Origin of the sequence: Kitasatospora sp. NPDC096147 (assembly GCF_044763225.1) — a bacterium.
In the GTDB taxonomy this organism is placed as follows: domain Bacteria; phylum Actinomycetota; class Actinomycetes; order Streptomycetales; family Streptomycetaceae; genus Kitasatospora.
In genome coordinates, this window is sequence record NZ_JBIWFX010000019.1 from 63258 (window position 1) to 89408 (window position 26151).

Sequence of the window (26151 nt, forward strand, 5' to 3'; positions counted from 1 at the left end):
CGCCTGTGGGTCGGCCGGTCCGGCCCGCCTGCGGGTCAGCGGGTGATGTCGTCGGTCTGCCGGTCGTCCTGCGCCGCGACCTCGTCCCAGGTCGGCAGGCCGTCCCAGTCCCCGACCGTGGTGACGGCGTGCCGGGCGGTGGCCAGCGCGATCCGTATCCGCTCGGCGAGTGGCAGGCCGCGCAGCCGGGCGGCCAGGTAACCGGCCGCCAGCGAGTCGCCCGCGCCGACGGTGTCCACCACCGTCCGGGCGGTCGGGTGGTGCAGCCGGGCCAGGCCGCCGGCGTACACGCCGAGGGCGCCGCCGCCGTCGGAGACCAGCACCTCCTCGGGACCGAGCCCGGCCAGCGCGGCGGCGGCGGCATCGGCGGGGAGGTCCTTGCCGAGCACCAGCCGGGCCTCCGCCGCCGAGGCGAAGACCACCGCGCTGTGGCGGACCAGCCAGGTGAGTTCGGGCCGGGCCCGCCCCTCGCTCCACAGCCGCTGACGGTGGTTCAGCGCCGTGCTGACCGGCACGCCGGCCGCCACGGCCGCCCGGACGGCGGTCCGCACCGCCTCGGCCGGGCCGGGGCCGAGCGCCGGGGTGATCCCGCTGACGTGCAGCAGGCCGGCCCGGCGGACGGCGTCCAGGTCGAGGTCCTCCGGCAGCAGGGTGGTGCCCGCCGTACCGGCCCGGTAGTAGGCGACGGTGGAGCGCTCGGCGGTGCGCAGGGTGCGGATCAGCAGGCCGGTCGGCTCCGGTGCCCGGCGGGCGTGCACGGTGACGCCCTCGGCCCGTAGCTCACGGGTGATCAGATCGCCCAGCTCGTCCGAGGAGAGCACGCCCTGCCAGGCGGCCGGGACGCCCAGCCGGCTGACCCCGATCGCGGTGTTCGCCTCGGCTCCGGCCACCCGGACGGCCAGGCCGCCGCCGCGTACCAGCGGGCCGGGCACCGCGCTGGTGAGCGAGGCCAGCACGTCCCCGAGGGTGACGAGGGCGGGGTGCGCGTGCGCGGTGGTCATGCCGTCTCCCGGGCGGGTGCGGTGAGGGCCTGCCGCAGGGTGCGCAGGCGGGTGCGGAGGTCGTCCTGGTCGCCGGTCAGCAGGGTGCGGCCGAGCAGCGGGCCGCCGAGGCCGACGGCGACCGCGCCGGCCGCCAACCAGCTTGGTATGTCCGCGAGTTCGACCGCGCCGGTGGGGACGAAGGGGATCTGCGGCAGCGGTGCCCGCAGCGCGCTCAGGTAGCCGGGGCCGAGGGTGCCGGCCGGATAGAGCTTGACGGCGGTGGCCCCGGCCAGGTGCGCGGCGAGCGCCTCGGTGGGGGTGAGTGCGCCGGGGAGGGTGGCCAGGCCGGCCCGGGCGGCGGCCCGGATCAGCTCCGGGTCGGTGTGCGGGCTGACCACGAAGTCGCAGCCCGCCTCCTCGGCGGCGGCGAGGTGTCCGGCGGTGCTGGCAGTGCCGATGCCGAGCAGCACCGAGTCGTCCAACTCCCGCCGCAGCCGGGCGAGTACGGGCAGCGCGTCCGGGGTGGTGACGGTGATCTCGACGGCGGTGACGCCACCCTCGGCCAGGGTGTGCACGGTCCGCTCCAGGTGCCGCCCGTCGGGGGCCCGCAGGATGGCCACCACCGGGTGGCGGCGCAGCGCGTCGGCGAGCCGGGCATCGGCGGTGGACCGGGATGTGGGGTCCTCGGCGGACCAGGCGGCGGAATCGGCGGCCGTCATCCCTTCACCGCCCCGCCGGTCATGCCCTCGACCATCCGGCGCTGGAAGAACACGAAGAGCAGCAGCAGCGGCAGGATGCCGAGCAGCGCGGCCGGGAAGAGGTCGGTCGGCTGGGCGATCTTCGGGTCCAGCAGCGCGTAGGCGTTGACCACGATGGTGCGCTGGCCGGCGTCCTGGAGGAAGACCAGCGGGATGATCAGGTCGTTCCAGACCGAGAGGGTGACGAAGAGCAGCAGGGTGGCGCTGACCGGACCGAGCAGCGGGAGGTAGACCGAGACGAAGGTGCGCAGCCGGCCCGCGCCGTCCAACTGGGCGGCCTCGTCCAGCTCTTCGGGGATGGCCCGGACGAAGCTGGTGTAGAAGAAGACCGCGATCGGCAGGTTGACGGCGGCGTAGATCAGGATCACTCCGCCGGTGGTGCCGAGCAGTTGGAGGTCGCGCATCAGCAGGTAGAGCGGGGCGATGAAGACGAAGAACGGGACGGACAGCCCGGCCATGAAGGCCCGGTAGACCCAGACCGACCAGCGCCGGGTGGAGCGGCCGAGCCCGTAGCCGGCCATCGCACCGACCAGCACCACCACCAGGCAGGTGCCGCCGGTGATCACCAGGGTGTTGAACAGGCTGCGGGCGTACTCGATCTCGGAGTAGACCCGGGTGAAGTTCTCGAAGGTGAACGAGGTGGGCAGCGCCACCGGGTCCCTCGCCACGTCCCCGGCCGGGCGCAGCGAGGTGCTGACCGCGAACAGGAACGGGGTGACGAAGAGCAGTACGGCGGCGGCGCCCAGGGCCCGGGCCGCCAGGGCCCTCGGGCCGAGCTTGGTGTCGCGCATCAGATCCGTCCTTCTCGGCGTCGCAGCAGCGAGTTGACCGCAGTTGCGGCGACGACCACCAGGACCAGGAGCAGCACGGCGATCGCGGTGCCGTAGCCGACGCTGCCCTGGGTGAAGAGCTGTTGGTAGATCAGCAGGCCGAGCGTGCGGGTGGAGTTGGCCGGCCCGCCGTTGGTCATCACCAGCGGGAGCTCCAGCACCCGCAGACAGCCCGTCAGGCTGAGCGTGACGCTGACCGTCAGCGCCGGGGCGAGCAGCGGCCACTCGATCCGGCGGAAGCGGGTCCAGCGGCCCGCCCCGTCCAGTTCGGCGGCCTCCAGGAGTTCGTCGGGGATGCCCCGGAAGCCGGCGGCGAAGATCGCCGCCGAGAATCCGGCGAACATCCAGACGTTGACCACCGCGATGGCGTACAGCGCGGTGGCCGGGTCGCCCAGCCAGACCTGGGTGAGGCCGCCGAGGCCGAGCGACTCCAGCGTGCTGTTCACCAGGCCGTCGCCCTGGTAGAGCGAGGACCAGATGAAGCTGGCCATCACCGGGGAGAGCAGCGCCGGGGTGAGCAGCACCACGCTGAGCACCTTGCCGTAGGTCCCCCAGCGGCGGAGCACGGCCGCGATGGCCACCCCGAGGGCGGTCTGCGCGACCACCACCACGACGGTGTAGACGATCGTGTGCAGCAGCGCGGTCCGGACGTCCTCCGAGCCGTACATGGTGCGGTAGTTGGCGAGGCCGACGTCGTTCGCGGTGGGCCCGCCGGTGGAGTCGGTGAGGCTCAGCGGGATCGACCTCGCCAGCGGGTACAGCGTGAAGAGGGCGTACAGGCCGATCGCCGGCACCGTGAAGGGCACGAGGCTGCGGCTCCGGGCGCGAGGGCGGGCGCGTTTGCGGGTCATTGCGGTGGTTCTCTCCGTGGCCGGTGGTACGGGGCGGTGGCTCGCTCGGGCGCGGGTCAGCCCTTGGCGGCGGCGTCGAAGGCGGCCAGCGTCTGGTCGACGTTCTTCTGACCGAGCAGCAGGGCCTGGACGGCGTTCTGCATCGCGGTCTGCGAGGCACCGCCGGCCCAGGAGTTCTCGGGGAGCACGAAGAACCGGCCGGCGTCGACGGTGGCCACGTAGGGCTCGGCGTTCGGGACCTTGGGCGAGGGCACCGTGGTGAACGGGGAGAACGCGGACTCGGCGGTCAGGTACTGGTCGAGCGCGGCCTTGGTGGACCAGAACTTCAGGTACTCCTTGGCGGCGGCGGCGTTCTTGGTCTTGGCGTTGACCGCCCACATGGTGCCGACGGCGTTCATCGCGCCGTTGGTCGCGGCGGAGTCGCCGCCCGGCCAGGCGGAGAGCTGGACCTTGGGGACGTCCTTGGCGATGTCGGCCAGTGCCCAGGAGCCCTGCAGCAGGAAGGCGCTCTTGCCGGCCTTGAAGTCCTGCGGGCCCTGGCCGAAGTCGGAGATGCCGAGCTGCTCCTTGTAGTCGATCAGGCCCTTCTGACCGAGCGAGAGGATCTTGTCGATCGAGTTCTTCCAGCCCGGCTCGGCGGCGAAGGTGGTCTCCCGGGCGGCGAACTTCTGGTTCCAGTCGGCGGTCTTGGCGTAGACCTCGGAGGAGGCGGTGGCGTTGATCGCGGCGTCCACCGACCAGCCCTCCTTGTCGGGCAGGGCGAGGCCGGGCTTGCCGGCCTTCTTCAGCGCGTTCAGCGCGTCCAGGAACTCGGGCCAGCTGGCCGGGGCCTTGGTGATGCCGACCGAGGCGAGGATCTCCAGGTTGCTGAACAGGCCGATGCCGACCATCTCGCTGGGCTGGGCGATCAGCTTGTTGCCGTCCACGGTGGCCAACTGCTTGGCGGGCAGCGCCAGATCGGCCACCCACGCCTGGTCGGACAGGTCCATCAGGTAGCCGGACTTGCCCCAGCGGGCCGCGTTGGCGGTGTTGGTCATCACCACGTCCTCGGCCTTGCCGCCGAGGAAGGCGGCGTTCAGCTTCTGGGTGTACGGGTCGTTGGCCGGCTGGTAGACGTAGTCGATCTTGATGTTCGGGTGGGCGGCCTCGAACGCGGCGTTGATCTCCTTGATCTTGGCGGGCTCCGCCGGGCCGCCCTTCCAGCCGATCACCTTGAGGGTGGTGGTCCCGCCCGTGCCGGTGGAGCCGGAGTCGCCGCTGCTGCAGCTGCTCAGCGCCAGGGTGGCGGCGACGGCGAGGGCGCTGATCGCGGTGAGCTTTCTACCGGGCATTTCAGCCTCCAGGAGTGGGGGCCGGCGACCGCCGGGGATTCGGCAGATCAACCGGTTTCCTTACGATGGCGCCGACGTTAACCAGCCGGATACAGCAGCGTCAATCATCGTAACGCGTTCGTTACTGCCCAGCAGGAAACCGGTTGACTAGGCGTGTCGATGGGCCTAACCTGGCCACACGAACGGACCCGGGCACCCCACCGGGCAGCGCTGTGGTAGATGAACTGATGGACATCCCGTCCAGCCCACGCGCGCCCGCAGGCCGCCGGGCGTGTTCGAGCGCCACGGAGACCCGGCGGCGCGACCGGATCAGGAGACAGCAGCTTCCATGCCCGAGACGCCCACCCGCCCCCGCCTCACCGACGTGGCCGCCGCCGCCGGCGTCTCCAAGTCGGCCGCCTCCAAGGTGCTCAACGACGCACCGGGCACCAGCGTGAGCGAGGAGACCCGGGCCCGGATCCACGAGGCGGCCCGCCGGCTCGGCTACCGCCCGCACGGCCCGGCCCGCTCGCTGGCCACCGGCCGCACCGGAGCCATCGCCCTGGTGCTGCCCCCGCTCTCCAACCCCACCCACGCCACCATCGCCCGGGGCGCCACCCGCCGCGCCCTGGAGCTCGGCTTCATGACCCTGACCGCCGAGGACGCGGGTGACGAGGCGTCACGGGCCGGGCTGGAGATGGTCATCGACTCCGGACGGATCGACGGCGTGATCGTCGGCTCCGCCTCGACCGACAGCGACCTGCCGTTCCTGCTCACCCGCAAGCAGCTGCCCTACGTGCTGGTGAACCGCAGCAGCCCGCACGGGCGGGCCAACGTCGTGATGGACGTCGCCCAGTCCGCCCGCGAGGCGGTCGACTTCCTGGTCGGCCTCGGCCACCGCCGGCTCGGCCACATCGGCGGCCCCACCGAGTACACCCCGAGCGTCGAGCGCATCCAGGCGTTCCGCTCCCGCTGCCGCGAGCTGCGGCTCCCCGAGCCGACCATCACCCTCCAGCCCTTCGACGAGGGCGGCGGCGCCCGCGGCCTGACCGACCTCCGGTCCGCCCTGGAGCCGCCCACCGCGCTCTTCACCAGCTCCTTCGCCCAGGCCGTCGGCGTGCTCGGCACCGCCGCCCAGGCCGGGCTGCGGGTGCCCCAGGACCTCTCCGTGCTGGCCAACGACGACTACCCGATGGCCGACTACCTGGTCCCCACCCTCTCCACCGTCGCCACCCCGCTCGCCGAACTAGGCGCGGCGGCCGTCGACGCCCTGCTCGCCGTCTTCAACGGCGAGGAGACCGGCGACACCGTCATCCCCACCGCACCCCAGATCATCGCCCGCGGCTCCACCAGCGCCCCCGGCGACTGATCACGACCTCCGAGGTGACCACCACCCCATGAAGATCTGGCACACCGAGCCCACCCTGCTCGACCACCCCGCCCTGCTGCTGGGCGAGGGCCCGAGCTGGGACGACGCCACCGGGACGCTCGCCCTGGTCGGCATCGACGACCGGCTGTTCGGCGTCGCCGACGGCGACACCGTCGCCTTCTCGGCGGTGCCGGACTTCCTCGGCTGCGCCGTCCCCTGGCAGGACGGCCGCTGGCTCGGCGCCTACGGCACCACGGTGGCCGCGCTGACCGCCGGCGGCACCCCGCAGGTCTTCGCCCGCATCCCGCTGGACCCGGCCGTGGTCCGGGCCAACGACGGCAAGTGCGACCCGTCCGGCCGGTTCTGGGTGGGCGTCATGAGCCGCCGCGCCGAGGCCGGGCAGGGCAGCCTCTGGGTGGTCGAGCCGGACGGCTCCGTACGGCAGGCGCTCGGCGGCCTGACCGTGCCGAACGGCCTCGGCTGGTCCCCGGACGGCACCGTCATGTACGTCACCGACTCGCTGGCCGGCACCGTCACCGGCTACGCGTACGACGACCGCACCGGCACCCTCGGCGAGCCCCGCTCGGTGATCTTCCTCGACCCGCGCCTCGGCGTCCCGGACGGCCTGGCCGTGGACGCCGCGGGCGCGCTGTGGACGGCCGTCTGGGACGGCGGCGCGGTGCTGCGGCACTCCCCCGACGGCGCGCTCACCGGAGTGCTCGAGTTCCCGGTCTCCCGGCCGACCAGCTGCGCCTTCACCGGTGGCGCGCTGGACGAACTGGTCGTCACCTCCGCCGCCGTGGCGCTCTCCCCCGAGGAGCTGGCCCGCTCCCCGCTGGCCGGGCGCACCTTCCGGCTGCGGGTCGACGCCGAGGGCCTGCCCGCCGTCCGCTTCGCGGGCACCCTCCCCGCCGCCGCGCCCTCCTCCGCTCCCTCCGCCGTCCCCTCCGCCGCGCCCTCCGCCGGGACCATCCGATGACCCCCCGGGTCGCGGTCGTCACCGGCGCGGCCGGCGAGATCGCCCGGGCCACCGCCGCGCTGCTCGCCGCCGAGGGCTGGACGCTGCTGCTCACCGACGTCGACGACGAGGCCGGCCGGGCCGCCGCCGAGGAGATCGGCCCGGCCGCCCGCTACGCGCACTGTGACGTCACCTCGGACGACTCCTGGGCCGCCCTGCACGCGCTGGTGACGGACCGTCACGGCCGGCTGGACCTGCTCTACTTCAACTCCGGCAGCAGTGCCCGCACCCCGATCGGCGCCACGCCCCCCGACAGCTGGGCGGTCCTGCTGGACCTGCACGTCACCGCCGCCTACCGGGGCGTGCGGACCTTCCGCGACCTGCTGGGCGACTCCGGCGGCAGCACCGTGCTGACCTCCTCGATCCACGCCGCCACCGCCTTCCGCGAGCACTCCGCCTACGCGGCGGCCAAGGGCGGCCTGGAGGCGCTGACCCGGCAGCTCGCCGTGGACTGCGCCCCGCACTCCCGGGTCAACGCGATCAGCCTCGGCGGGATCTTCACCACCCCCTGGTTGGCCGCCGACGAGGAGGAGCTGGCCGCGATCCGCGCCCGCATCCCGCTCGGCCGGATCGGCACCCCGCAGGACGTGGCGGCCGTGGTCGCCTTCCTGGCCTCCCCCGGCGCCGCGTACGTCACCGGCCAGACCGTCACCGTCGACGGCGGCCGAACCATCTGGGCCGGCGAATAGGCCACGACCGACTGCCCGCCCCACTCCGCCCGTTCCTTCCGCACTCCCCACCGCGCCTCACCCGGCGCGTCCCCCGGCTCCGCCTCCCGCACACCCCTCGGCGCCGCTTCCTTCTCTGCCTTCCGCGCCCCTTCCGGCACTGCCTTCCGCGTGCCCTCCGGCGCGTCCCTCCACTCTCCACGAACCCGGCGAGGCCCCCATGCCCCACCGCCCCCGGGACGGCGCGTGCCGTCCGCGACCCTCGACCTCCGGCGGGACGGTGGTGCCGGGATGACCCCGCGCCGCATCGTCGACGCCCACCACCACCTCTGGGACCTGACGGTCCGTCCGCAACCCTGGATATCCGGCCCGGCCCTGGCACCGCTGGCCCGCAGCTTCCTGCCCGCCGACCTGATCTCGGCCACCTTCGGCCTGGACCTCACCGCCACGGTCGCGGTCCAGACCGTCTGCGTGCCCGGCGAGACGCCCGAGCTGCTGGCCCTGGCGGCCGGCAGCCCGCTGATCGCCGGGGTGGTCGGCTGGGTCGACCTGACCGCACCCGACGTGGCCGACGCCCTGGCCGCCCTGCGCCGACTCCCGGGCGGTGCACGCCTGGTGGGCATCCGGCACCAGGTGCAGGAGGAGGCCGATCCGCGGTGGCTGCTGCGCCCCGACGTCCGGCAGGGCCTGCTCGCGGTCGCCCGGGCCGGGCTGGCCTACGACCTGGTGGTCCGGCCGCACCAGCTCCCGGCCGCGGTCACCGCCGCCCGCGAGCTGCCGGGCCTCACCTTCGTCCTGGACCACCTCGGCAAGCCGCCGATCGCCACCGGTGCCCTGCTTCCCTGGGCCACCTGGCTCCGGCGCTTCGCCCAACTGCCCAACACCGTGGCCAAGTTGTCCGGCCTGCTGACCGAATCCACCCCGGGTCGCCGCCGGGCCGAGCACCTCCGCCCGTACGGCGACATCGCCCTGGAGGCATTCGGCCCGCACCGGCTGCTCTTCGGCTCCGACTGGCCGGTCTCCACCCTGGCGGCCGGCTACGGCCGGACGGTGGAGGTCACCGAGCAGCTGACCGCCTCGCTCAGCCCCGCCGAGCAGGACGCCGTCTTCTGCTACAACGCCGTCCGGGTCTACGGCCTGCGCCCACCGGCGGGCGGCACCGGGCCGCTCTAGGGCGGCTTCTCGCAGGCAACGCGCCGATCCGGCACGGCAGTTCGAACGCCACGGGCCCTCCCGGGCCGGCTTCCTGGTCGGAGGCCGGCCCGGGAGGGCCTTCGGTGCGGGAGCGGTCAGCTGACGGCGTAGCCGTCGAGGGTGATCGCGGTGCCGGTGGAACGCGGGTCGGCCAGGCCGGTCCGGGTCACCGTCACGGTGTGGGTGCCGGCGGCCAACTGCGGGCTGGTGTAGATCCGCTGGCCGTTGGCGGTGGCGCCGGGGGTGTAGAGGTCGACCTCGACGGCCGGCCCGCCGTCGATGCTCACCTTCGCGATGCCGGCGGCACCGCTCTGCACGCCGAACAGCGAGAGCGTGCGCCCGGTGAAGGTGTAGCTCGCGCTCGCACCGTCGGAGGTGCCGGTCCGGGCGCTGCCGCCGGCGCAGCCGGAGCACCCAGTGGTGGTCCAAGTACCGCTGAAAGTGGCCGCGTTGTCGTCCACCCGGACGGGCGTGGCGACACCGGAGCCGCCGTAGGCGCCGCGGTTCGGGGCCGCCAGGTTCAGCGCGTTGCCCCAGTAGTCCGTCCCTCGGTTGCCCGTGACGGGTGCGCCGGAGCCCAACGAGGCCGATCCGGACAGCAGTTGGTAGCCGCCGAGCGAGTGGATGCCGTACGGCGCGGTGCCGTTCGCACCGACCAGGGCCGGATCGGCGGTCGAGCCCTGCGGGTCGGACGGGGCGGTGAAGCCCACGTAGGTGTTCGCCTTGTACTTGGCCTGGGCCGGCAGCGCCGACCCACCCTTGCCGAGGAAGACGTTGTTGGTGAAGGCCGTGAAGTCCGGCACCTCGTTGAAGTCCCAGTTCTTGTTCCGGCAGTCGATCGTGTTGCCGTAGAAGGCGTAGGAGGCCAGCGTGCCGGTGTAGTTGTGCAGGCGGCAGTCACCGACCGAGACGTTGTACCGGAAGACCACCTTGGTCCGCTCGGCGCCTCCGCAGCTGGCGCAGGTGAGCAGGATGCCGTTGGCGTTGTCGTGGTCGTAGTTGTACTGGTAGGTGCAGGTGCCCCGGTTGAAGCCGTCGCAGTCCCAGGCGACGCTGTCGTCGGTCATCACCAGGATGTTGGAGACCTCGTTGTACTGGAAGGTCGGGTCGGTGTTGCCCCAGCCCCAGATGCCCGCGTAGACGCCGTCGGTGTGGTTCCAGCCGAGCCGGTCCGCGACGTTGTGCTCGATCAGCGGGGCGTCGGAGACGCTGACCACGATGCCGTCCTGCGAGGTGTTCCGGACGGTGTTGCGGGCGATCAGGACGTTCTCGTGCCGCTCCTCGTTGTTGTTCCAGTTCGACTGGTCGCCGTAGAGGCCGATGCCGACGGCGCGCACCTCGTGGACGTAGTTGTCGACCACGGCCAGGCCCTTGATCAGGCTGCCGCGCACGGGGGTGTCGACGCCGATGCCGTGCGAGAGGTAGAAGCTGTCCAGGTTGGTGCTGCGGTTGGACCAGCCCTTGACGTCGTGGACGTTGTTGTTGCGGATGGTGATCCCGTGGTGGACCTGGCCGTCCGTCCCGTAGACGTTGATGCCCGAACGCCGGGCCTCGGTGGCCGCGTCGTTGGTCACCTCCAGGTTCTCGACGATCCAGTAGCTCTGGTTGGTGAGCTGCACCGCCGCCGCGTTCACCAGGCCGCCGCCGGCCACCAGCGGCGCGTTGCCGGTGCCGTACGAGCTCAGCGTGATCGGTGCCGCGGCCGTGCCGCTGCCCTTCGGGGCCAGCTGCCCGTTGCAGACCGACCCCTTCTTCAGCAGCAGCCGGTCACCCGGACCGAAGGTCTTCGCGTTGACCGTCGCCAGCGCGTTGAACGGCGACGCCTGCGAGCCCGAACCGTTCGAGCCCGCCGAGCAGTCCAGGTACCAGTCCGTCCCGGTCTGGGGCGCGTTGACCGTCCACGAGAACGACTTGGACGCGCTCGCGCCCGCCTCGTCGGTGACCGTCATGGTCACGGTCGAGGTGCCCGGCGACTTCGGCGCGCCCATCAGGGTGCCGTTGATGTAGTTCACCGACATCCCGGCCGGCAGGCCCGACGCCGACCACTGGTACTGGCCGGTGCCGCCGGCCGCCGACGGCCGCAGGCCGGAGGCCACACCGGCCGCCGACACCTGCGCACCGATGGCGCCGACGGACAGCGTGCCGCCGGTCCCGCCGCCGGTGCCGGTCGGGAGCACCCACTGCTGGGCGTAGGTGCCGTTGCAGGTCCAGATCTGGAGCGGGTTGCCGTCGTTGGTCGCGGCGTTGACGCTGTCCAGGCAGAGGCCGGAACGGGTGTTCTTCAGGCTGTAGTTGGGGCCGCGCTCCCAGGACTGGGCAGCGCTGCCGTTGCAGTCCCAGAGCTGGACCCGGGTGCCGGGCGCGGTGGCGCCGTTCTTGACGTCCAGGCACTTGCCGAACACCCGGAGGGTCTTGTCGCCGGGCACGTTCCAGGTCTGTCCGGTGCTGTCGTTGCAGGTGGAGAGCACGATCGGATTGCCGCTCGCGCTGGAGTTGTTCGCGTCGGTCAGGCACTTGCCGGCCGGGCCGACGACGGTGCCGGTGGCGCCGGCCGCCTGGGCGGACGGCGCGGGGGCGACGACCAGGCCGAGGCCGATCACGACCGGGGTCGCGCCGGCCGCCAACCGGCGGAGCAGCCCGCGGCTCGGGCTGCTGGAGGAGCGTTGCATGGGGGCCTTCCTTGCGATCGATGGGGGGCTCGCTGCGAAGGAACCGCCGACCCGCACGGCGCGGGCACGACGGGGGACCACCGGGAACGGACGGAGCATCGGCTCCGTGCTCCCGGCCCTCTGACGCACCGACGAGACTAGGAGGCGGCCATGGTCTCGTCAACCGGTTTCCTAACAACAAGTTACGTGCTCGTCACGGGTATTGACTGCCAAGCATGGCTGCCGCTACCGTCACCGCAGCATCCGAGGAAACCGGTTGATCCTTGAATGCGATCCCGGCATGGCCGGACGAGGGGAGGAATCCGCCATCACCCGACGGAATCCGCGCGCCGTGGGACCTGACAGCCACACGGCCCCTCGCCGCCCTGCCTCCGGCGCGGACGGCGCTGCTCCGCCCGTCCGCGCCGCCCCCTGCGTCCCGGGCGTCCGCCACCTACGGACTCCGGGGACGGAACGGAGACGGCGGCGCGCTTCCCGGCGCCGGGACCCGCCGGGGCCGCCGTCTCCCACCGACCGGACCCCGGCCCGGCCGGCCGACGCACCATCACCCCGCTCCGGGCACCCGACCCAGCCCGCCCGTACGCCCCTCGACTCCAGGACACACGGTCGCCCTCCCGATGCCTCGCCACGATCCCGCTCCGCCGGACCCACCGCCGACGCCGGACGGCCTCACACCGTCCGACGCCGAACTCGCCCACGCGGTCAAGTACTTCGCCCCGGGCGACGAACGGGCCCGAGAGGCGGTGGCGCAGCTCTACCGCCGCCACCACGGCCCGGTGCTCGCCTACGCCCGGAGCTGCTGCCACGATCCGCACACCGCGGAGGACCTGGCCTCGGAGGCGTTCGCCTGCACCCTGCGTGCGGTGCGGGCCGGGCGCGGCCCCGAGGCGGCCTGGCGGCCCTACCTGCTGGCGGTCGTCCGGCGGACGGCCGCCGACTGGTGGCGCAGCTCCCGCCGCACCGACCTCACCCCCGACTTCGAACGCCACCTGATCCCCGCGCCGGACCGGGACGGCGGTGAGCCGCACGTCCTGCGGAAGGAGCAACGCGCGCTGGTGGCAAGGGCGTTCGGCTCACTGCCGGAGCGCTGGCAGGCCGTGCTCTGGCACGGGGTGGTGGAGGGCGAGAGCGCCGAGCAGGTCGGCCTGGTGCTCGGCATCGGCGCCAGCGGGGTCGGCTCACTCGCCGCCCGGGCCCGCGAGGGGCTCCGCACCGCGTACCTGGCGGCCCACCTGCGCACCACCACCGATCCGGAGTGCCACCGGTACGGGCCGCTGCTGGCGGCCTCCGTCCGCCGCGCGGCCCGGCGGCCCGGCCGCGATCTGGCCCGCCACCTCGCGGACTGCGACCGCTGCCGCCGTGCGGTGGCCGAACTGCGTGAGCTGGACCGCCGGTTGCCGGCCGTCCTGCCGGGTGCGGTGCTGCTCTGGCCGGGCTCGTACCCGACGCCGCCGGCCCTCGGCACGGCCCCCGTCGGCTCCCTCAGCTCCCTCGGCCCGCTCGGCACCGTGCTGGCCCTCGGTGCCGCGACGGCCGCCCTGCTCGGCGGACACCTCCTCCTGCCCGACGGTCCGACCCCCGTACCCCTCCCTCCCCCGACTCCCCCGCCCGCACCCTCCGCTCCCCCGGACGACCCGTCACCGAACCTCCCGCCCTCGCCCCCGCCGTCCACCTCCTCCTCCCCGCTGTCCCCGTCGCCATCCCCGTCTCCTCTCCCCGGGTCCGCCCCGGCCGGGGCGACCAGACTGCGCGTCAAGGCCACCGGCCACTGCATGGAGACGGGGCCGGCCACCGGTAACCGGCCCCGCGAAGCGCCGTGCGACGGATCGCCCCGCCAGAGCTGGGAGTTGCTCCCCGGCCCCCGAGGCACGGTCCAGCTCCGCAACCGCGCCACCCGGCTCTGCCTCACCCACCCGACCGCGCTGCCCGACGGCGCCCCCGTCCGGCAGCAGCCGTGCGGCGGCCACACGGCCCCCGGCCAGTGGTGGGACCCGCACCACGCCCCGAACGGCGAGGTGGTCTTCGCCCCGGTCGACGACCCGCTGCGGCGCCTCGGCCTGGACGACTGGCACCCGGCGGGCGAGGGGCTCCCGCACTCGCCTCTCATCGGCGTGACCGCGAACTACTACGGCACGCCGTCCCTGGTCTTCCTCTTCGACGGCACACCATTCGCCACCGGAATTCCGTCAGCGGCTGACGGATAGGATACGGAGCGGACCAGACGGGGCTGAGGAGGATCGGTGCGACAGGTGAGCGGCGACGGGAGTTTCCTGCGGCGGCTGAACCAGGTGGCGGTCCTGCGGGCGCTGCGGGAGACGGACGGCGCCACGCTGGCCGAGCTGGCCCGTGGGGCGCAGCTGTCCCGGGCCACCACCGAGGGCATCGTGGAGACCCTGCTGCAGGAGGGCCGGGCCGAGGAGGCCGAACCCACCGAAGGCCAACGGGGGCGCCCGGCAAGGCGGTTCGCGTTCCGTGCGGCGTCCGGGCACGTCGCCGGGGTGAGCATCGGTGGCTCGGGCGTCACCGGTATGGTCGCCGATCTCGGCGGCCGGGTGGTGGCCCGGCGGGTGGAGAACCTGCCGCCGGAGGCCCCGGCCGCCGAGCGGCTGTCGGCCGCCGCCGAGCTGGTGGAGCGGGTCTGTGCGGAGGCCGGGCTGACGCCCGACCGGCTCTCCGCCGTCGGCGTGGGCACCACCGGGGTGATCGACGGTGACGGCCGGGTGGTGAAGAGCGTCGTGCTGTCCGACTGGACGGGCGTCCCGCTCCAGGAGGAGCTGGGCCGGCGGCTGCCCGGGCCGGTGCTGGTGGAGAACGACATGCGCCTCGCCGTGCTGTCCGAGCACTGGCGGGGCGCGGCGCGCGGGCGGCAGCACGTGCTGTACCTGCACACCGGGAGCCGGATCGGGCTGGGCCTGCTGCTCGGCGGGGTGCCGTACCGGGGGGCGCACGCGGCGGCGGGCGAGCTCGGCGGGCATCCGAACAGCCGGTGGCGGGCGTTCACCCACGTGCTGGACTACGCGATGGCGGTGGAGCCCGGCGAGCTGCGGGCGCCCTCGCAGGCCGCGCTGTTCGCGGTGGCCCGGGCGCGGGCCGGGGACGAGGGGGCGGCCCGGGCGGTGGAGGCGTTCGCGGTCGGGCTGGCCGAGGGGCTGGTGAGCCTGGTGACGCCGCTGGACCCGGAGTTGGTGGTGATCGGCGGCAGTCTGGCGCAGGCCGGGGAGCTGCTGCTCGACCCGATCCGCCGCTGCCTGGCGGAGACCTGCCTGTTCCCGCCCGAGGTGGTCACCTCGGAGCTCGGCGCGGACTCGGTCTGCCTGGGCGCCGTCCGGCACGCGCTCACCCACGCCGAGCAGGTCCTGCTCGGCTGAGCGGCCTCCTCCGCCCCCCTTTAATCCCACCGGTCCGCGTTAAACGGTCGCGGAACGGTCACGCGCAGGTCTCGTTATAACCCTGCCTGCACGCAGCTGCGCGATTAATGCTGGTTCTACGCATAAATGAGCGCTAGCGTCCCGTCCCATCACGCAATCACCCCCACTGCGGATAGGACCGATGATGATCAGGAAGGTGACGGCGCTGCTCTGCGCCGGGCTGCTCACGGCCGGTCTGGCCGGCTGCTCCTCCGCCGCGGGCGAGGCCGACGAGGGCTCCGGCCCGGTCACCCTCACCTACGGCATCTGGGATGCCAACCAGCAGCCGGCCATGCAGAAGATCGTCGACGCGTTCCAGGCCACCCACCCGGACATCAAGGTGAACGTCCAGCTCACCCCGAACGCCGACTACTGGACCAAGCTGCAGACCGCCGCCTCGGCCGGCTCGGCCCCCGACGTGTTCTGGATGAGCTCCACCCGGGTCGGCCTCTACGCCGGCCAGGGCCAGCTCCTCCCGCTCACCGGGCGGGACGGTTTCGACGCCTCGAAGTTCTCCCGGGCCCTCAACGACATCTACACCGTCGGCGGCAAGCAGTACGGCATGCCGAAGGACTACGACACCGTCGGTCTCTGGTACAACAAGCAGCTCTTCGACGCCGCCGGCCTCAAGTACCCCGACGCGAGCTGGACCTGGCAGAGCGTCATCGACGCCTCGCAGAAGCTGACCGACCCGGCCAAGGGCGTCTGGGGCATCGCCTCGCCGTCCTGGACCCAGGAGAACCTCTACAACACCGTGCACCAGGCGGGCGGTTCGGTGATCTCCGCCGACCGGAAGAGGTCCGGCCTGGCCGACCCGGCCTCGATCGAGGGCCTGCGCTACGCACTGGACTTCGTGACCAGGTACCGCACCTCGCCGACCGCCCAGCAGATGGCCGACACCGACCCGTCCCAGCTGTTCGCCTCCGGCAAGGTGGCGATGTTCGCCGACGGCGACTGGAACACCCTGACCTACAAGAACGCCCCCGGCCTGGTGGCCGGTGTAGCCCCGCTGCCGGCCGGGCCCAAGGGCCGGGCCACCGTGGTCAACGGGCTCGGGAACGTCATCTACGCCAAGACCAAGCACCCGAAGGCGGCCTGGGAGTTCGTCCGGTACCTGGGCGGCCGGGAGGCCAACGAGGTGCAGGCCGCCACCGGCACGGTGATCCCCGCCTACGAGGGCCTGGCCGACACCTGGGTGAAGTCCACCCCGCAGTTCGACCTGAGGATTTTCGTCGACCAGTTGCAGAATGCCGTCCCGTACCCGGTCTCCAAGAACACCTCGGCCTGGAGCAAGGACACCCAGGCGCTGCTGGACAAGGTCTGGGCCGGCCAGCAGGACCTGGACAGCGCGGCCAAGCAGATGGCCGCGACCATGGACGCCGCCCTGGCCAAGGAGTAGCCGGTGACCACCACCGTACGGACTCCCGCCGCCCCCACCGCCTCCACGGCGGCGCCGCTGCGCCGCTCGCGGGAGCGCGGCCACCCCCGCGAGTGGGTCTGGGGCTACCTGATGGTCCTTCCGCTGCTGGCCGGGCTCGGCGTCTTCTACCTCTGGCCGATCGCCCAGACCGTGTACTTCAGCTTCACCGAGTGGGGCGCCTTCGGCGGGCAGCAGTGGATCGGCACCGCCAACTACCGCGCCTTCCTCTCCGACCCCGAGCTGCCGAAGGCGGCCTGGAACACCCTCCGGTACTCGCTGCTGATCCTGCTGGCGATCCCGGTCTCGGTGGTGCTGGCCGCGCTGCTCAACCAGGTGCGCGACCGGCACGTGGCGCTCTACCGGACGCTCTACTTCCTGCCCGTGGTCTCGATGCCGGCCGCCGTGGCGATGGTCTGGCGCTGGCTCTACAACGGCGACTACGGCCTGATCAACCACCTGCTCTCGCTGGTCGGCGTCGACGGCCCGCACTGGGTCTCGGACGAGCGCTGGACCGGCTACGCGATGGCGGTGGTCGGGATCTGGGCCGCTCTCGGCTACAACATGATCATCTTCGCGGCGGGCCTGAAGTCGATCCCGCGCCACTACTACGAGGCCGCCGAGCTGGACGGCGCGGGCCGGATCCGGCAGTTCTTCACCATCACCCTGCCGCTGCTCAGCCCGAGCGTCTTCTTCGTCTCGGTGCTGTCGGTGATCGGCGGGCTCCAGATGTTCGACACCGTGCTGATGATGCTCGGCAAGTCCAACCCGGCGCTGGCCGGCAGCAAGACCATCGCCTACCTCTTCTACGAGGAGGCCTTCCTCGACAACCGGCAGGGCATGGCCTCGGCCGTCGCGGTGGTCCTGATGGTGGTCCTGCTGCTGCTCACCGCCGCCCAGTTCCGGCTCCAGAAGAAGTGGGTCCACTATGAGTAGGCAGATCGGCGGGCACCGCCTCTGGCCCGTCCACGTGGTGCTGGCGGTCGGCGCCGCCGCGATGGTGGCCCCGTTCTTCTGGCAGTTGCTCACCTCGCTCCAGACCTTCGGCGAGGCGACCAGCGTGCCGCCGACCTTCGTCCCCGGCTGGCACTGGTCGAACTACGCCGAGGTGTTCCGCAGCACCCCGTTCCTCGCGCAGTTCGGCAACACCGTGGCGATCACGGTGGTCCGGGTGCTGGCGCAGCTGCTGTTCTGCTCGATGGCCGCCTACGCCTTCGCCCGGCTGCGCTTCCCGGGGCGGGACGCGCTGTTCCTGGTGATCCTGTCGGTGCTGATGGTGCCCGGACAGCTCTACCTGCTGCCGCAGTACCGGCTGGTGATGAACCTCGGGCTGCTCAACACCCTGACCGGCATCGTGCTGCCCGGGATGTTCAGCGCCTTCGGCACCTTCATGCTCCGTCAGTTCTTCCTCTCGCTCCCCCGGGACGTCGAGGAGGCCGCCCGGCTGGACGGCGCCGGGCCGATCCGGGTGTTCTGGTCGGTGATGCTCCCGCTGGCCCGCCCCGGACTGATCTCGCTCGGCGTGCTCACCGTCCTCTGGTCCTGGAACGACCTGCTCTGGCCGCTGGTGGTGACCAGCGACGCCGCCCGGATGCCGCTCTCGGTCGGCCTGGCCAACCTCCAGGGCGAGCACGTCACCGACTACCCCGTCCTGATGGCCGGCTCGCTGCTGGCCTCGCTCCCGATGATCGTGATGTTCGTCGCGGCGCAGCGCCGGATCACCGAAGGCATCGCCTTCACCGGCTCCAAGTGACGTTCCCCCACTGCTCCGTGACATCCCGTCACCCTCCCGAGAGGATCTCACCCGTGGACGACCTGCGCCTCGGCGTCATCGGCCTCGGCCTGCGGCTCTCGCTCCCGCTCGCCGCCCACCGCCCCGGCCGGGGCACCGTGGTCGCCGCGCTCTGCGACACCGACCCGGCCGCCCTGAAGCGCGGCGCCGAGCGGCTCGGGGTGGACGACTGCGTCCGCGACCACCGCGAACTGCTGCGCCGCACCGACCTGGACGCGATCCTGGTCGTCACTCCCGACGACACCCACGAGGAGATCGCCGTCGAGTGCCTGCGAGCCGGGAAGCCGGTGTACCTGGAGAAGCCGATGCACATCACGGTGGAGGGCTGCGACGCCATCCTCCGCACCGCCCGGGAGACCGGCACCCGGCTGTACGTCGGCCACAACATGCGGCACATGGGCGTGGTCCGGCAGATGCGCGAGATCATCGAGCGCGGCGACATCGGCGTGCCCAAGACGGTCTGGGTCCGGCACTTCGTCGGCTACGGCGGCGACTACTACTTCAAGGACTGGCACGCCGAACGCGCGCGCACCACCGGCCTGTTGCTCCAGAAGGCGGCCCACGACCTGGACGTGGTGCACTGGCTGGCCGGCGGCTACACCCGGCGGGTGAACGCCTTCGGCGACCTGATGGTGCACGGCGACCTCCCGCGCCGCGCCCCCGGGACGCTCCGCCCCGAGGGCTGGCTGCGGGAGTTCGAGTGGCCGCCGACCGCCCGGCGCGACCTCAACCACCTGGTCGACGTGGAGGACGTCTCGGTGATGAACATGCGCCTGGACAACGGCGTGATCGCCGCCTACCAGCAGTGCCACTTCACCCCCGACTACGTCCGCAACTACACGGTGATCGGCACCGAGGGCCGGCTGGAGAACTTCGGCGACGCCCCCGGCGCCGAGATCCGGGTCTGGAACACCGGCCCCACCGGCTACCGCGCCGAGGGCGACGCCACCCACCGCGTCCCTGAGGCCGACGGCACCCACGGCGGCAGCGACGTGGCCATCATCGAGGAGTTCGCCCGCTTCGTCCGCGACGGCGGCCCCACCGACACCTCCCCGGTGGCGGCCCGGATGGCCGTGGCGGCCGGCTACCTGGCCACCCTGTCCCTGCGCGACGGCGGCGTCCCGTACGACGTGCCCCCGCTGGACCCGGAGCTGGTCGCCTACTTCGAACGCGGCCAGCAGGAGAACTGACGTCCGCTCAGCGGGGCGGAGCGGGGCGGGCCCGGCCGGAGGCCGCCAGAAGGGTCCGCTCCCCCGGGTGGCCGAGGCCGAGGTGCTCTCCGAGCAGCGGCGGTCCAAGGGGATCAGGTCCGGCAGTACCGGCTCCGGCACAACGGACCGTCCAGAGCTGCGGCTGCCGCCTTCACGCCACCTTCGCGGTGGGTGCGTTGGTGACCACCTGGCGGAGGAACTCGTCGTTGGTGGGGGTCTTCTTCAGGCGGTCCAGCAGCAGTTCGGTGGCCTGCTGGGGCTCCTGGGCGGTGAGGACCCGCCGCAGGGTCCAGGCGGCGGTGGTGCGGGCCGGGCCGAGCAGGAGTTCCTCGCGACGGGTGCCGGAGGCGCGGACGTCGACGGCGGGGAAGACACGCTTGTCGGCGAGGCGGCGGTCGAGGCGGAGCTCCATGTTGCCGGTGCTCTTGAACTCCTCGAAGACCAGGTCGTCCAGCCGGGAGCCGGTGTCGACCAGGGCGGTGGCCAGGATGGTGAGCGAGCCGCCCTGCTCGGTGTTGCGGGCCGCGCCGAACAGCTTCTTCGGCTGCTGGAGCGCGGTGGCGTCCAGGCCGCCGCTCAGGGTGCGGCCGTTGGAGGGGGCGGCGGTGTTGTGGGCCCGGGCCAGGCGGGTGACGGAGTCGAGCAGCACCACGACGTCGTGGCCGAGTTCGACCAGCCGCTTGGCCCGCTCGACGGCGAGTTCGGCCACCGCGATGTGCTCGCGGGCCGGCCGGTCGAAGGTGGAGGCGATCACCTCGCCCCGGACGGTGCGCCGCATCTCGGTGACCTCCTCCGGGCGCTCGTCCACCAGCACCACCATCAGGTGGGTCTCCGGGTGGTTGCGCGCGATGGCCGCCGCGACCGACTGCACCACCATGGTCTTGCCGGCCTTCGGCGGCGCGACGATCAGGCCGCGCTGGCCCTTGCCGATCGGGGCCACCAAGTCGACCACCCGGCCGGTGAGTTCACGCGGTCCGGTCTCCAGGCGGAGCTGCTCCTGCGGGTAGAGCGGGGTGAGGTCGTGGAAGACCGGGCGGGACCGGGCACCGTCGGCGGGGCGACCGTTGACGGTGACGACCCGGGCCAGCTGCGGGCGCTGGTCACCGCCACCGCCGTTCCGGCCGCCGCGCGCGGTCCGCCCGCCGGCGCCGCCGGCCGGACGGACGGTGCCGGTCAGCACGTCGCCCCGGCGCAGGCCGAGGGCCTTGAGCTGCCCGTTCGGGACGTGCAGGTCGTCGGGGCCGGGCAGGTAGCCGGAGGTCCGCAGGTACGCCTTGCCGTCGCGGACGTCGAGCACGCCGGAGACCGTGGCCAGGCCGTCCCGGTCGGGCGCGGGCGGCTCGGGTGAGGCGGGCAGTGCGGGTGAGGCGGACGGTGTGGGCGAGGCGGGCGGTTCGGCCTGCGGGGCGGGCACTCGCCGGGTGGCGGCCGGCGGGTTGCGCTTGGCGTTGATCGCCTCGACCAGTTCGCCCTTGCGCAGCCGGGAGTTGCCCGGAATGCCGAGGGCGGAGGCGAGTTGGTGCAGATCGGCCTTGAGCAGGCCGTCCAGGGGCTGCGTGGTGAGGGTCGGTTCGAGTGTGGCGGTGGTCATGGGTACTCCTGGGGGAGGTCGGTGGGACGGGGCGGCAGCGCGGCGCGGTGCGCGAGCAGGCCGGGGCAGGGAGCCGACCGGAGCCGAGTGGCTCGGGTGGCGGGTGCCGTGGTGCGGCGCGGTGGCGGTGCGACTGCTGTACGGCCTGGGGCCGTGCGTGGTGTGGCTCGCCGCTGCGAGCCTGCGGGCGCCGGGGCCGAAGGGCCCGCGCTCCGTGGAAGGCAGTTCCGGAATCCGCACTCGGAAGGGGCGGCGTCGGAGGTCTACCTGTCCGCACTGTAACCCCTCCCGGACGGTTCTGCCAAGGACTTCCCGGAAGAGGCCGACTCCGGTACCGCCCGCCGGCTCGAAATCCCGTGCGCTGACGGGCGGTCAGGGCCGTAGCATCGCCGGATGAGGAAGATCGACGAGCTGCTGCCCGGAGTGGGACGGGCCGACGAGGCGGGGCTCCGGGCCGTGCCGCCCGAGGCGCTGGCCCGGTACGCCACCGCCCGACAGCACGTGTGGTGGCGCCGGAAGGCGTGCGTCGAGGCGCTGGCCGGACGGGTGCCGGAGCGTCGGGTGCCGGACCTGCTGGCCCGGATCCGGGACCGGCAGGAGAGCGGCGAGGTGCGGATCGCCCTGCTGGCCCTGCTCGGCGACCGGGCGGAGCTGCTCCCCTGGCTGCTGCGCCACGACGAGCGGACGGACGGTGCGCACGGCCTGCGACCGGCGGTGCTCCAGGCCCGGGGCCGGCTCGGGGACCTCACCGCCGCACGCGAGTTGGCCACCCTCGCGTTCTCCCCGTGGCAGCACGAGGAGGCCACCGGGGAGGCCGGGCTCGCCGGTCTGGTCGGCCGGCTGGGCTCCGAACGCGTGCTGGCCGAGCTCGGAGTCGGACGGCCGGAGGACCGCTGGTTCGGATTCCTCACCCGGTACCGGGCCGACGCCGACGTGACCGACGCACTGGCCGACCCCGACCCCTCGGTGGCCTTCCGCTCGCACCACCTCCAGTCGGACCCCGCCCGGCTGCGGGAGTACGCCGACCGGGCGCCCACCGAGCAGGCCGCCCTGCTGGCCGCGTACGCGGTCCACGAACTCACCGACGACCGGGCCGAACTCCGCTCCCGCTACGCCGCCCTGGGCAGCCCGAGGGTGACGGTGCCGGGCCTGGACGAGGAGGTGCGGCGGGCGATCCTGCACGAGTACGCGCCGTGGTGCCAGAGCGCGACCGATCCGCGCTGGCGGGTGGAGGCGCTCTGCACTCCGGCGCCCGAACCGGTCGACCAGGAAGCCCAGTTGGCACGCGCGACGGCCGCACTGGCCCACGCCGGCCTGGCGCCGCAGCCGCCGGTGCACTGCCGCGAGGACAACCGGCAGGGCGACGGCACCTACCACGTGATCCGGTACGGCGGGGCGGAGGACCCGGTACTGGTCAGCACGCTCGGCGCGTTCGCCACCGGTGAGGACGACGACTGCCCGGCCCGGCCCGTCCTGGAGGCGGCGGGCCTGCGCTGGATCGACGCCGAGACGGGCTCCGTCCGGGTCACCGACCTGTACGTCTACTACTTCGGTTCGCGGGCCCCGCTCACCGTCGACACCCTGCTCTTCTTCTGGCAGGACTGACGCCCGGGCGCCCGCGCTCCACCCCGGTGCGGGAGGATCGGAGCGTGACGACCGACCACCCCGCCGCCCCGGAGCCCATCCCCGGGGACGTGCATGTCCTGCGGGTCGGCGCCCGCACCCTCCCGGTGGCGAGCCGCGCCATCGCCGACGAGATCACGGCGCTGTGGAACAGCCAGGTCGCCGAGGGCTCCCCCGCCCGCGCCTACGCCCGGGTGGTCCGGCGGCTCGACCGCTGGACCGGCCCCGGCCCGGTCTGGGACCACGTGCCGGAGTGCCGGACGGTCCACTCCCGGCGGGCCACCGTCGAACCGGACGGTACGCTCGGCGGCGAGCGGAGCACGGAGGCGCTGCGGTGGGAGTTCGAGCCCGGCGCGTTCACCACCCACCCCTGCCGCTACCGGGTGGAGCGGCGGCCCGACGGGCGTTTCGAGGTCGAGGCCCAGGGCACCGACCTGCTGGAGGTGGCCACCGGCTTCGAGGCCGCCCTCACCGAGGCCCGCGGCCGGCTCTCCTGATGGACCGCCGGCTCACCGGCCGTCAGGCGAGCCGGCCGTCGTCCGGGCCGTCCGACCCTCCGGTGATCCGGGTCCTCGGGTCATCCGGTCATCCGGTCATCCGCCGACCGTCAGCCGCGCGCCCGCGCCCGTCGATCCAGGGTCGCCAGCGCGGTGTTCGCCACGACCACCGCGGCGAAGGCAGTGGCCCAGGCCGCCCACCCCAGCGCGGAGCAGGCCAAGACCGCGGAGCCGAACACCACCGCCTTCACCGCCAGCACCCCGACCAGGGGCACCCGCACCCGCGCCTTCGGCGCCGCGAACGTCCCCCACAGCACCGCCGCCGCCCCCGGCAGCAGGACCGCCAGCAGCAGACTGACGGGCACCGACGGCCCGATCCGCCAGCCCCAGCCGGCGAGCAGCCCGAGCGCGACCAGCTCCAGCAGGAAGGCGAGCAGCTCGTTCGCCCAGCGGAACGGTGCGGGAAGCTTCATCGGGACGACCTCTCGGACGGTGTGCGGCTCGGACGGTGTGCGGCGGCGGCCCCATGAAAGCGCACCGCCGCACCGCTCCGCCCACCGGGGCGTCCCCGGCCGCCTCGGGCCCGAGCCGCCCGCGGGTACGGGACTCAGAGCACGGAGCCGGTCCGGCTCGGCAGGCCGTTCTCCACGTGGCCGATGAAGCGCTGGGACCACGCGGCGTCGTACTGCACCGAGACGGTGTAGTCGTACCAGCCTGCGGCGTCCGGCACCGGGTGGGCGAAGTGGTCGGCGCTCTGCCCCGCCGCGACGGTGTAACTCCAGCTACCACTACGGTAGTTGTTCGACAGCAGGGTGAAGGTGGCGGCCAGCGTCGGGTGGTCGTTGCGGAGCTCGAACCGCAGCGCCAGCGGGTCGCCGCCCTGCGCCGTGAACGAGGTCCGGACCCGGGCGTAGCGGCCGTTGGCGCCGGCCGTGTTGCCCTGGAAGCGGCGGAGGAAGCGGTTGGGGCCGGTGACGGTGAGGTCGTACCGACCGGCGCCGAAGCCGGAGCCGATGTTGAAGAAGTCGCTGGTCGCGGCGTTCGGTCCGACGGTGTACTGCCAGGGGCCGCCGCTGCGGTAGGCGTTCGCGTAGGCGGCGAAGTGGGCGGCGGAGGTGGCCTGTTGGCCGAGGTTCTCGATGCCGACCCAGATCTTCTGGGTGCCGGTCGGGCTGGTGCCCTCGTAGCGGTCGAGGTAGGCGTTGGGCTGGTAGGGCAGCGGGCAGGCGGTCTTGTTGCCCGGCTCCTGGACCGGGCGGGAGCCGCCGTTGGCCGGGGCGGTGGGCGCGGACTGCGAGCCGCAGGCGGCGCCGGTCATCAGCGCGTGGCCGGCCGGCACGGGGCTCGGGAAGGCGGGCAGCGGACCGAAGACCGGATTGGCGAAGTCGAAGGCCGAGGTGAGGTCGCCGCAGACCGCCCGGCGCCAGGCGCTGATGTTCGGGCACGCCACCCCGGTCCACTGCTCCAGGAAGCGCAGCACCGAGGTGTGGTCGAAGACCTGCGAGTTGACCTTCCCGCCCCGGGTCCACGGCGAGGCGATGATCATCGGGACCCGGAAGCCCAGGCCGATCGGCTGGCCGTTCACGTACTCGGTGGTGTCCCCGGTGTTCGCCGGGACGGCGGGCGGCACGTGGTCGAAGAAGCCGTCGTTCTCGTCGTAGGTGAGCAGGAAGACCGTCGAGTTGAAGATCTCCTGGTTCTCGTTCAGCGCCGACAGGATGCGCTGCGCCACGGTGGCGCCGACGCTCGGACTGGCTGCTGGGTGCTCGGAGTTGGCGTAGTCGGTGACGATCCAGGACACCTCCGGCAGTCGGCCGCCCAGTACGTCGGAGCGGAACGCCGCCACCAGGGCGTCCGCCACGTCCCCGCCGGAGTACGGCACGCCGGCCACGCCCCGCTGCCACAGTGCCTGGTTCCCGGTGCCGTCCTTGCTCGCGTCGGCGGTCATGAACGGCGCGAAGTACTCCAGCGCGTTGTCGCCGTAGTTCTTCGAGCCGGACTTGTCGTAGACCTGGTAGACCTTCCAGGACCGGCCGGCCAGCTCCAGCGCCTCCGCGTAGGTCTGCCAGTTCTGCCCCTTGCGGCGGAAGTCACCGCCGTTGGAGTTCACCTGGTTGGCCCCGGCCAGACCGGCGCCGATCGAGCCGGACCACAGGTAGTTGCGGTTCGGCCCCGTGCCGGTCATCGAGGAGCAGTGGTAGGCGTCGCAGATGGTGTAGGCGTCCGCCAGCGCGTAGTTGAACGGGATGTCCGCCCGGCTCATGTGACCCATGGTCAGGCCGGTGCTGCTCTTGGCCGCGTACCAGTTGTTCATCCGCCCGCCGTTCCAGGCGTTGTGCTGGTCGCTCCAGCTGTGGCCGCCGCCGTCCACCTTGCACTCCGAACGCTCCCAGGAGTTCGGCGAGGCGCTCAGCGGCCACGGGTACAGGAAGCCGCTGCCGCGCGGCTGCTGGAACACCGTCCGGCCCGAGGGCGCCGAGGTGGTGCCGGGCAGGTCGATCACCGCGTGGTCACCGAACCCCCGCACGCCCTTGAGCATCCCGTAGTAGTGGTCGAAGCTGCGGTTCTCCTGCATCAGCACCACCACGTGCCGCACGGGTGCCAGCCGGGGGTCCGGGACCACGGCGGCCACCGGCTCGGGGGCGAACCGGGCGTCCCCTTCCGGCCCCGGCGCACTGCCGTCCCCGGCCTGCGAGCCGACCACCGCCGCCGCCGCGACTGCGGTGGCGGTGGTCAGGAACATCCGACGTCCGATGGAATTGGTCATGGCGCACTCCTACTGCTCACGGGGAAGGTCGGGCTGCGGAGCCACCGGGTCTGGAATCGCACACCGACGGTGAATCACGCGGTACTTCGCCTCACTTGGCCGTGGATCGCACGTGGCCAACGCCGCCACAGCCTCCCCGGCCGAGGTGAACACAGAGTGGCCGGGAGGCCATCAGTCGCGGAGGAGACGGTTTCCA

21 protein-coding genes are annotated in these 26151 nt (G+C 73.1%); 12 read left to right on the forward strand and 9 right to left on the reverse strand.

Annotated elements, in window-relative coordinates; genetic code table 11:
* Positions 1 to 35 precede the first annotated feature (35 nt).
* The 5 genes from ACIRBX_RS34925 to ACIRBX_RS34945 all read right to left on the reverse strand — a co-directional run bounded on the left by ACIRBX_RS34925 (position 36) and on the right by ACIRBX_RS34945 (position 4753).
* Positions 36 to 1001 (reverse strand): sugar kinase, encoded by a 966-nt coding sequence (locus ACIRBX_RS34925; RefSeq protein ID WP_402303677.1) that lies wholly within the window; start codon positions 999 to 1001, stop codon positions 36 to 38.
* Positions 998 to 1702, reverse strand: coding sequence for a bifunctional 4-hydroxy-2-oxoglutarate aldolase/2-dehydro-3-deoxy-phosphogluconate aldolase (locus tag ACIRBX_RS34930; RefSeq protein ID WP_402303679.1), 705 nt, complete (start codon positions 1700 to 1702; stop codon positions 998 to 1000). The genes ACIRBX_RS34925 and ACIRBX_RS34930 overlap by 4 nt, the downstream gene beginning before the upstream one ends.
* Positions 1699 to 2532 carry a carbohydrate ABC transporter permease gene (locus ACIRBX_RS34935; RefSeq protein ID WP_402303680.1) on the reverse strand — a complete coding sequence of 278 codons (834 nt, stop codon included), beginning with the start codon at positions 2530 to 2532 and terminating at the stop codon, positions 1699 to 1701. The genes ACIRBX_RS34930 and ACIRBX_RS34935 overlap by 4 nt, the downstream gene beginning before the upstream one ends.
* Entirely contained in the window at positions 2532 to 3377 is an 846-nt protein-coding gene (locus tag ACIRBX_RS34940) for a carbohydrate ABC transporter permease (protein WP_402303682.1), read from the reverse strand. Before ACIRBX_RS34940 ends, ACIRBX_RS34935 begins: the two co-directional genes overlap by 1 nt.
* Positions 3378 to 3478: 101 nt before the next feature.
* Entirely contained in the window at positions 3479 to 4753 is a 1275-nt protein-coding gene (locus ACIRBX_RS34945; RefSeq protein ID WP_402303685.1) for an ABC transporter substrate-binding protein, read from the reverse strand.
* Positions 4754 to 5081: 328 nt separating this feature from the next.
* Between ACIRBX_RS34945 and ACIRBX_RS34950 the strand changes: the two genes are divergently transcribed.
* The 4 genes from ACIRBX_RS34950 to ACIRBX_RS34965 all read left to right on the forward strand — a co-directional run bounded on the left by ACIRBX_RS34950 (position 5082) and on the right by ACIRBX_RS34965 (position 8960).
* Positions 5082 to 6101 (forward strand): LacI family DNA-binding transcriptional regulator, encoded by a 1020-nt coding sequence (locus ACIRBX_RS34950; RefSeq protein ID WP_402303687.1) that lies wholly within the window; start codon positions 5082 to 5084, stop codon positions 6099 to 6101.
* 28 nt (positions 6102 to 6129) lie between these two features.
* The gene (locus tag ACIRBX_RS34955; protein WP_402303689.1) at positions 6130 to 7080 is read left to right on the forward strand and encodes an SMP-30/gluconolactonase/LRE family protein; all 951 of its coding nucleotides are present in this window, start codon (positions 6130 to 6132) and stop codon (positions 7078 to 7080) included.
* Positions 7077 to 7808, forward strand: a complete 732-nt coding sequence (locus ACIRBX_RS34960; protein WP_402303690.1) for an SDR family NAD(P)-dependent oxidoreductase — start codon at positions 7077 to 7079, stop codon at positions 7806 to 7808. The genes ACIRBX_RS34955 and ACIRBX_RS34960 overlap by 4 nt, the downstream gene beginning before the upstream one ends.
* 270 nt (positions 7809 to 8078) lie before the next feature.
* Positions 8079 to 8960, forward strand: coding sequence for an amidohydrolase family protein (locus ACIRBX_RS34965; protein ID WP_402303775.1), 882 nt, complete (start codon positions 8079 to 8081; stop codon positions 8958 to 8960).
* Between the two features lie 116 nt (positions 8961 to 9076).
* Here ACIRBX_RS34965 and ACIRBX_RS34970 read toward each other — a convergent pair whose 3' ends face one another.
* Positions 9077 to 11650, reverse strand: a complete 2574-nt coding sequence (locus ACIRBX_RS34970; RefSeq protein ID WP_402303692.1) for a ricin-type beta-trefoil lectin domain protein — start codon at positions 11648 to 11650, stop codon at positions 9077 to 9079.
* Between the two features lie 617 nt (positions 11651 to 12267).
* Between ACIRBX_RS34970 and ACIRBX_RS34975 the strand changes: the two genes are divergently transcribed.
* From ACIRBX_RS34975 to ACIRBX_RS35000, 6 genes are all read left to right on the forward strand, one after another.
* The gene (locus ACIRBX_RS34975; RefSeq protein ID WP_402303693.1) at positions 12268 to 13854 is read left to right on the forward strand and encodes a sigma-70 family RNA polymerase sigma factor; all 1587 of its coding nucleotides are present in this window, start codon (positions 12268 to 12270) and stop codon (positions 13852 to 13854) included.
* Positions 13855 to 13890: 36 nt separating this feature from the next.
* Positions 13891 to 15018, forward strand: a complete 1128-nt coding sequence (locus ACIRBX_RS34980) for an ROK family protein (RefSeq protein WP_402303695.1) — start codon at positions 13891 to 13893, stop codon at positions 15016 to 15018.
* A gap of 181 nt (positions 15019 to 15199) precedes the next feature.
* Positions 15200 to 16456, forward strand: coding sequence for an ABC transporter substrate-binding protein (locus tag ACIRBX_RS34985; protein ID WP_402303697.1), 1257 nt, complete (start codon positions 15200 to 15202; stop codon positions 16454 to 16456).
* Between the two features lie 3 nt (positions 16457 to 16459).
* On the forward strand, positions 16460 to 17410 hold the full coding sequence (locus tag ACIRBX_RS34990; protein WP_402303699.1) for a carbohydrate ABC transporter permease: 951 nt from the start codon (positions 16460 to 16462) through the stop codon (positions 17408 to 17410).
* Positions 17403 to 18227 carry a carbohydrate ABC transporter permease gene (locus tag ACIRBX_RS34995; RefSeq protein ID WP_402303702.1) on the forward strand — a complete coding sequence of 275 codons (825 nt, stop codon included), beginning with the start codon at positions 17403 to 17405 and terminating at the stop codon, positions 18225 to 18227. The genes ACIRBX_RS34990 and ACIRBX_RS34995 overlap by 8 nt, the downstream gene beginning before the upstream one ends.
* A 53-nt stretch (positions 18228 to 18280) precedes the next feature.
* Positions 18281 to 19456, forward strand: a complete 1176-nt coding sequence (locus ACIRBX_RS35000; RefSeq protein ID WP_402303704.1) for a Gfo/Idh/MocA family protein — start codon at positions 18281 to 18283, stop codon at positions 19454 to 19456.
* A 172-nt stretch (positions 19457 to 19628) separates the two neighbouring features.
* Here ACIRBX_RS35000 and rho read toward each other — a convergent pair whose 3' ends face one another.
* Entirely contained in the window at positions 19629 to 21068 is a 1440-nt protein-coding gene (gene rho / locus ACIRBX_RS35005; RefSeq protein ID WP_402303706.1) for a transcription termination factor Rho, read from the reverse strand.
* A 393-nt stretch (positions 21069 to 21461) separates the two neighbouring features.
* Here rho and ACIRBX_RS35010 point away from each other — a divergent pair, with 393 nt between their 5' ends.
* Positions 21462 to 22673 (forward strand): hypothetical protein, encoded by a 1212-nt coding sequence (locus tag ACIRBX_RS35010; RefSeq protein ID WP_402303709.1) that lies wholly within the window; start codon positions 21462 to 21464, stop codon positions 22671 to 22673.
* 44 nt (positions 22674 to 22717) lie between these two features.
* Positions 22718 to 23188: a hypothetical protein gene (locus ACIRBX_RS35015; protein ID WP_402303711.1), complete on the forward strand. Its 471-nt coding sequence runs from the start codon at positions 22718 to 22720 to the stop codon at positions 23186 to 23188.
* 110 nt (positions 23189 to 23298) lie between these two features.
* Here the strand turns inward: ACIRBX_RS35015 and ACIRBX_RS35020 are convergent, their stop codons facing one another.
* Together ACIRBX_RS35020 and ACIRBX_RS35025 are read right to left on the reverse strand one after the other, a co-directional pair.
* Positions 23299 to 23661, reverse strand: a complete 363-nt coding sequence (locus ACIRBX_RS35020; RefSeq protein WP_402303712.1) for a YrdB family protein — start codon at positions 23659 to 23661, stop codon at positions 23299 to 23301.
* Positions 23662 to 23795: 134 nt separating this feature from the next.
* Positions 23796 to 25955 (reverse strand): phosphocholine-specific phospholipase C, encoded by a 2160-nt coding sequence (locus ACIRBX_RS35025; RefSeq protein ID WP_402303715.1) that lies wholly within the window; start codon positions 25953 to 25955, stop codon positions 23796 to 23798.
* Positions 25956 to 26151: the final 196 nt, after the last annotated feature.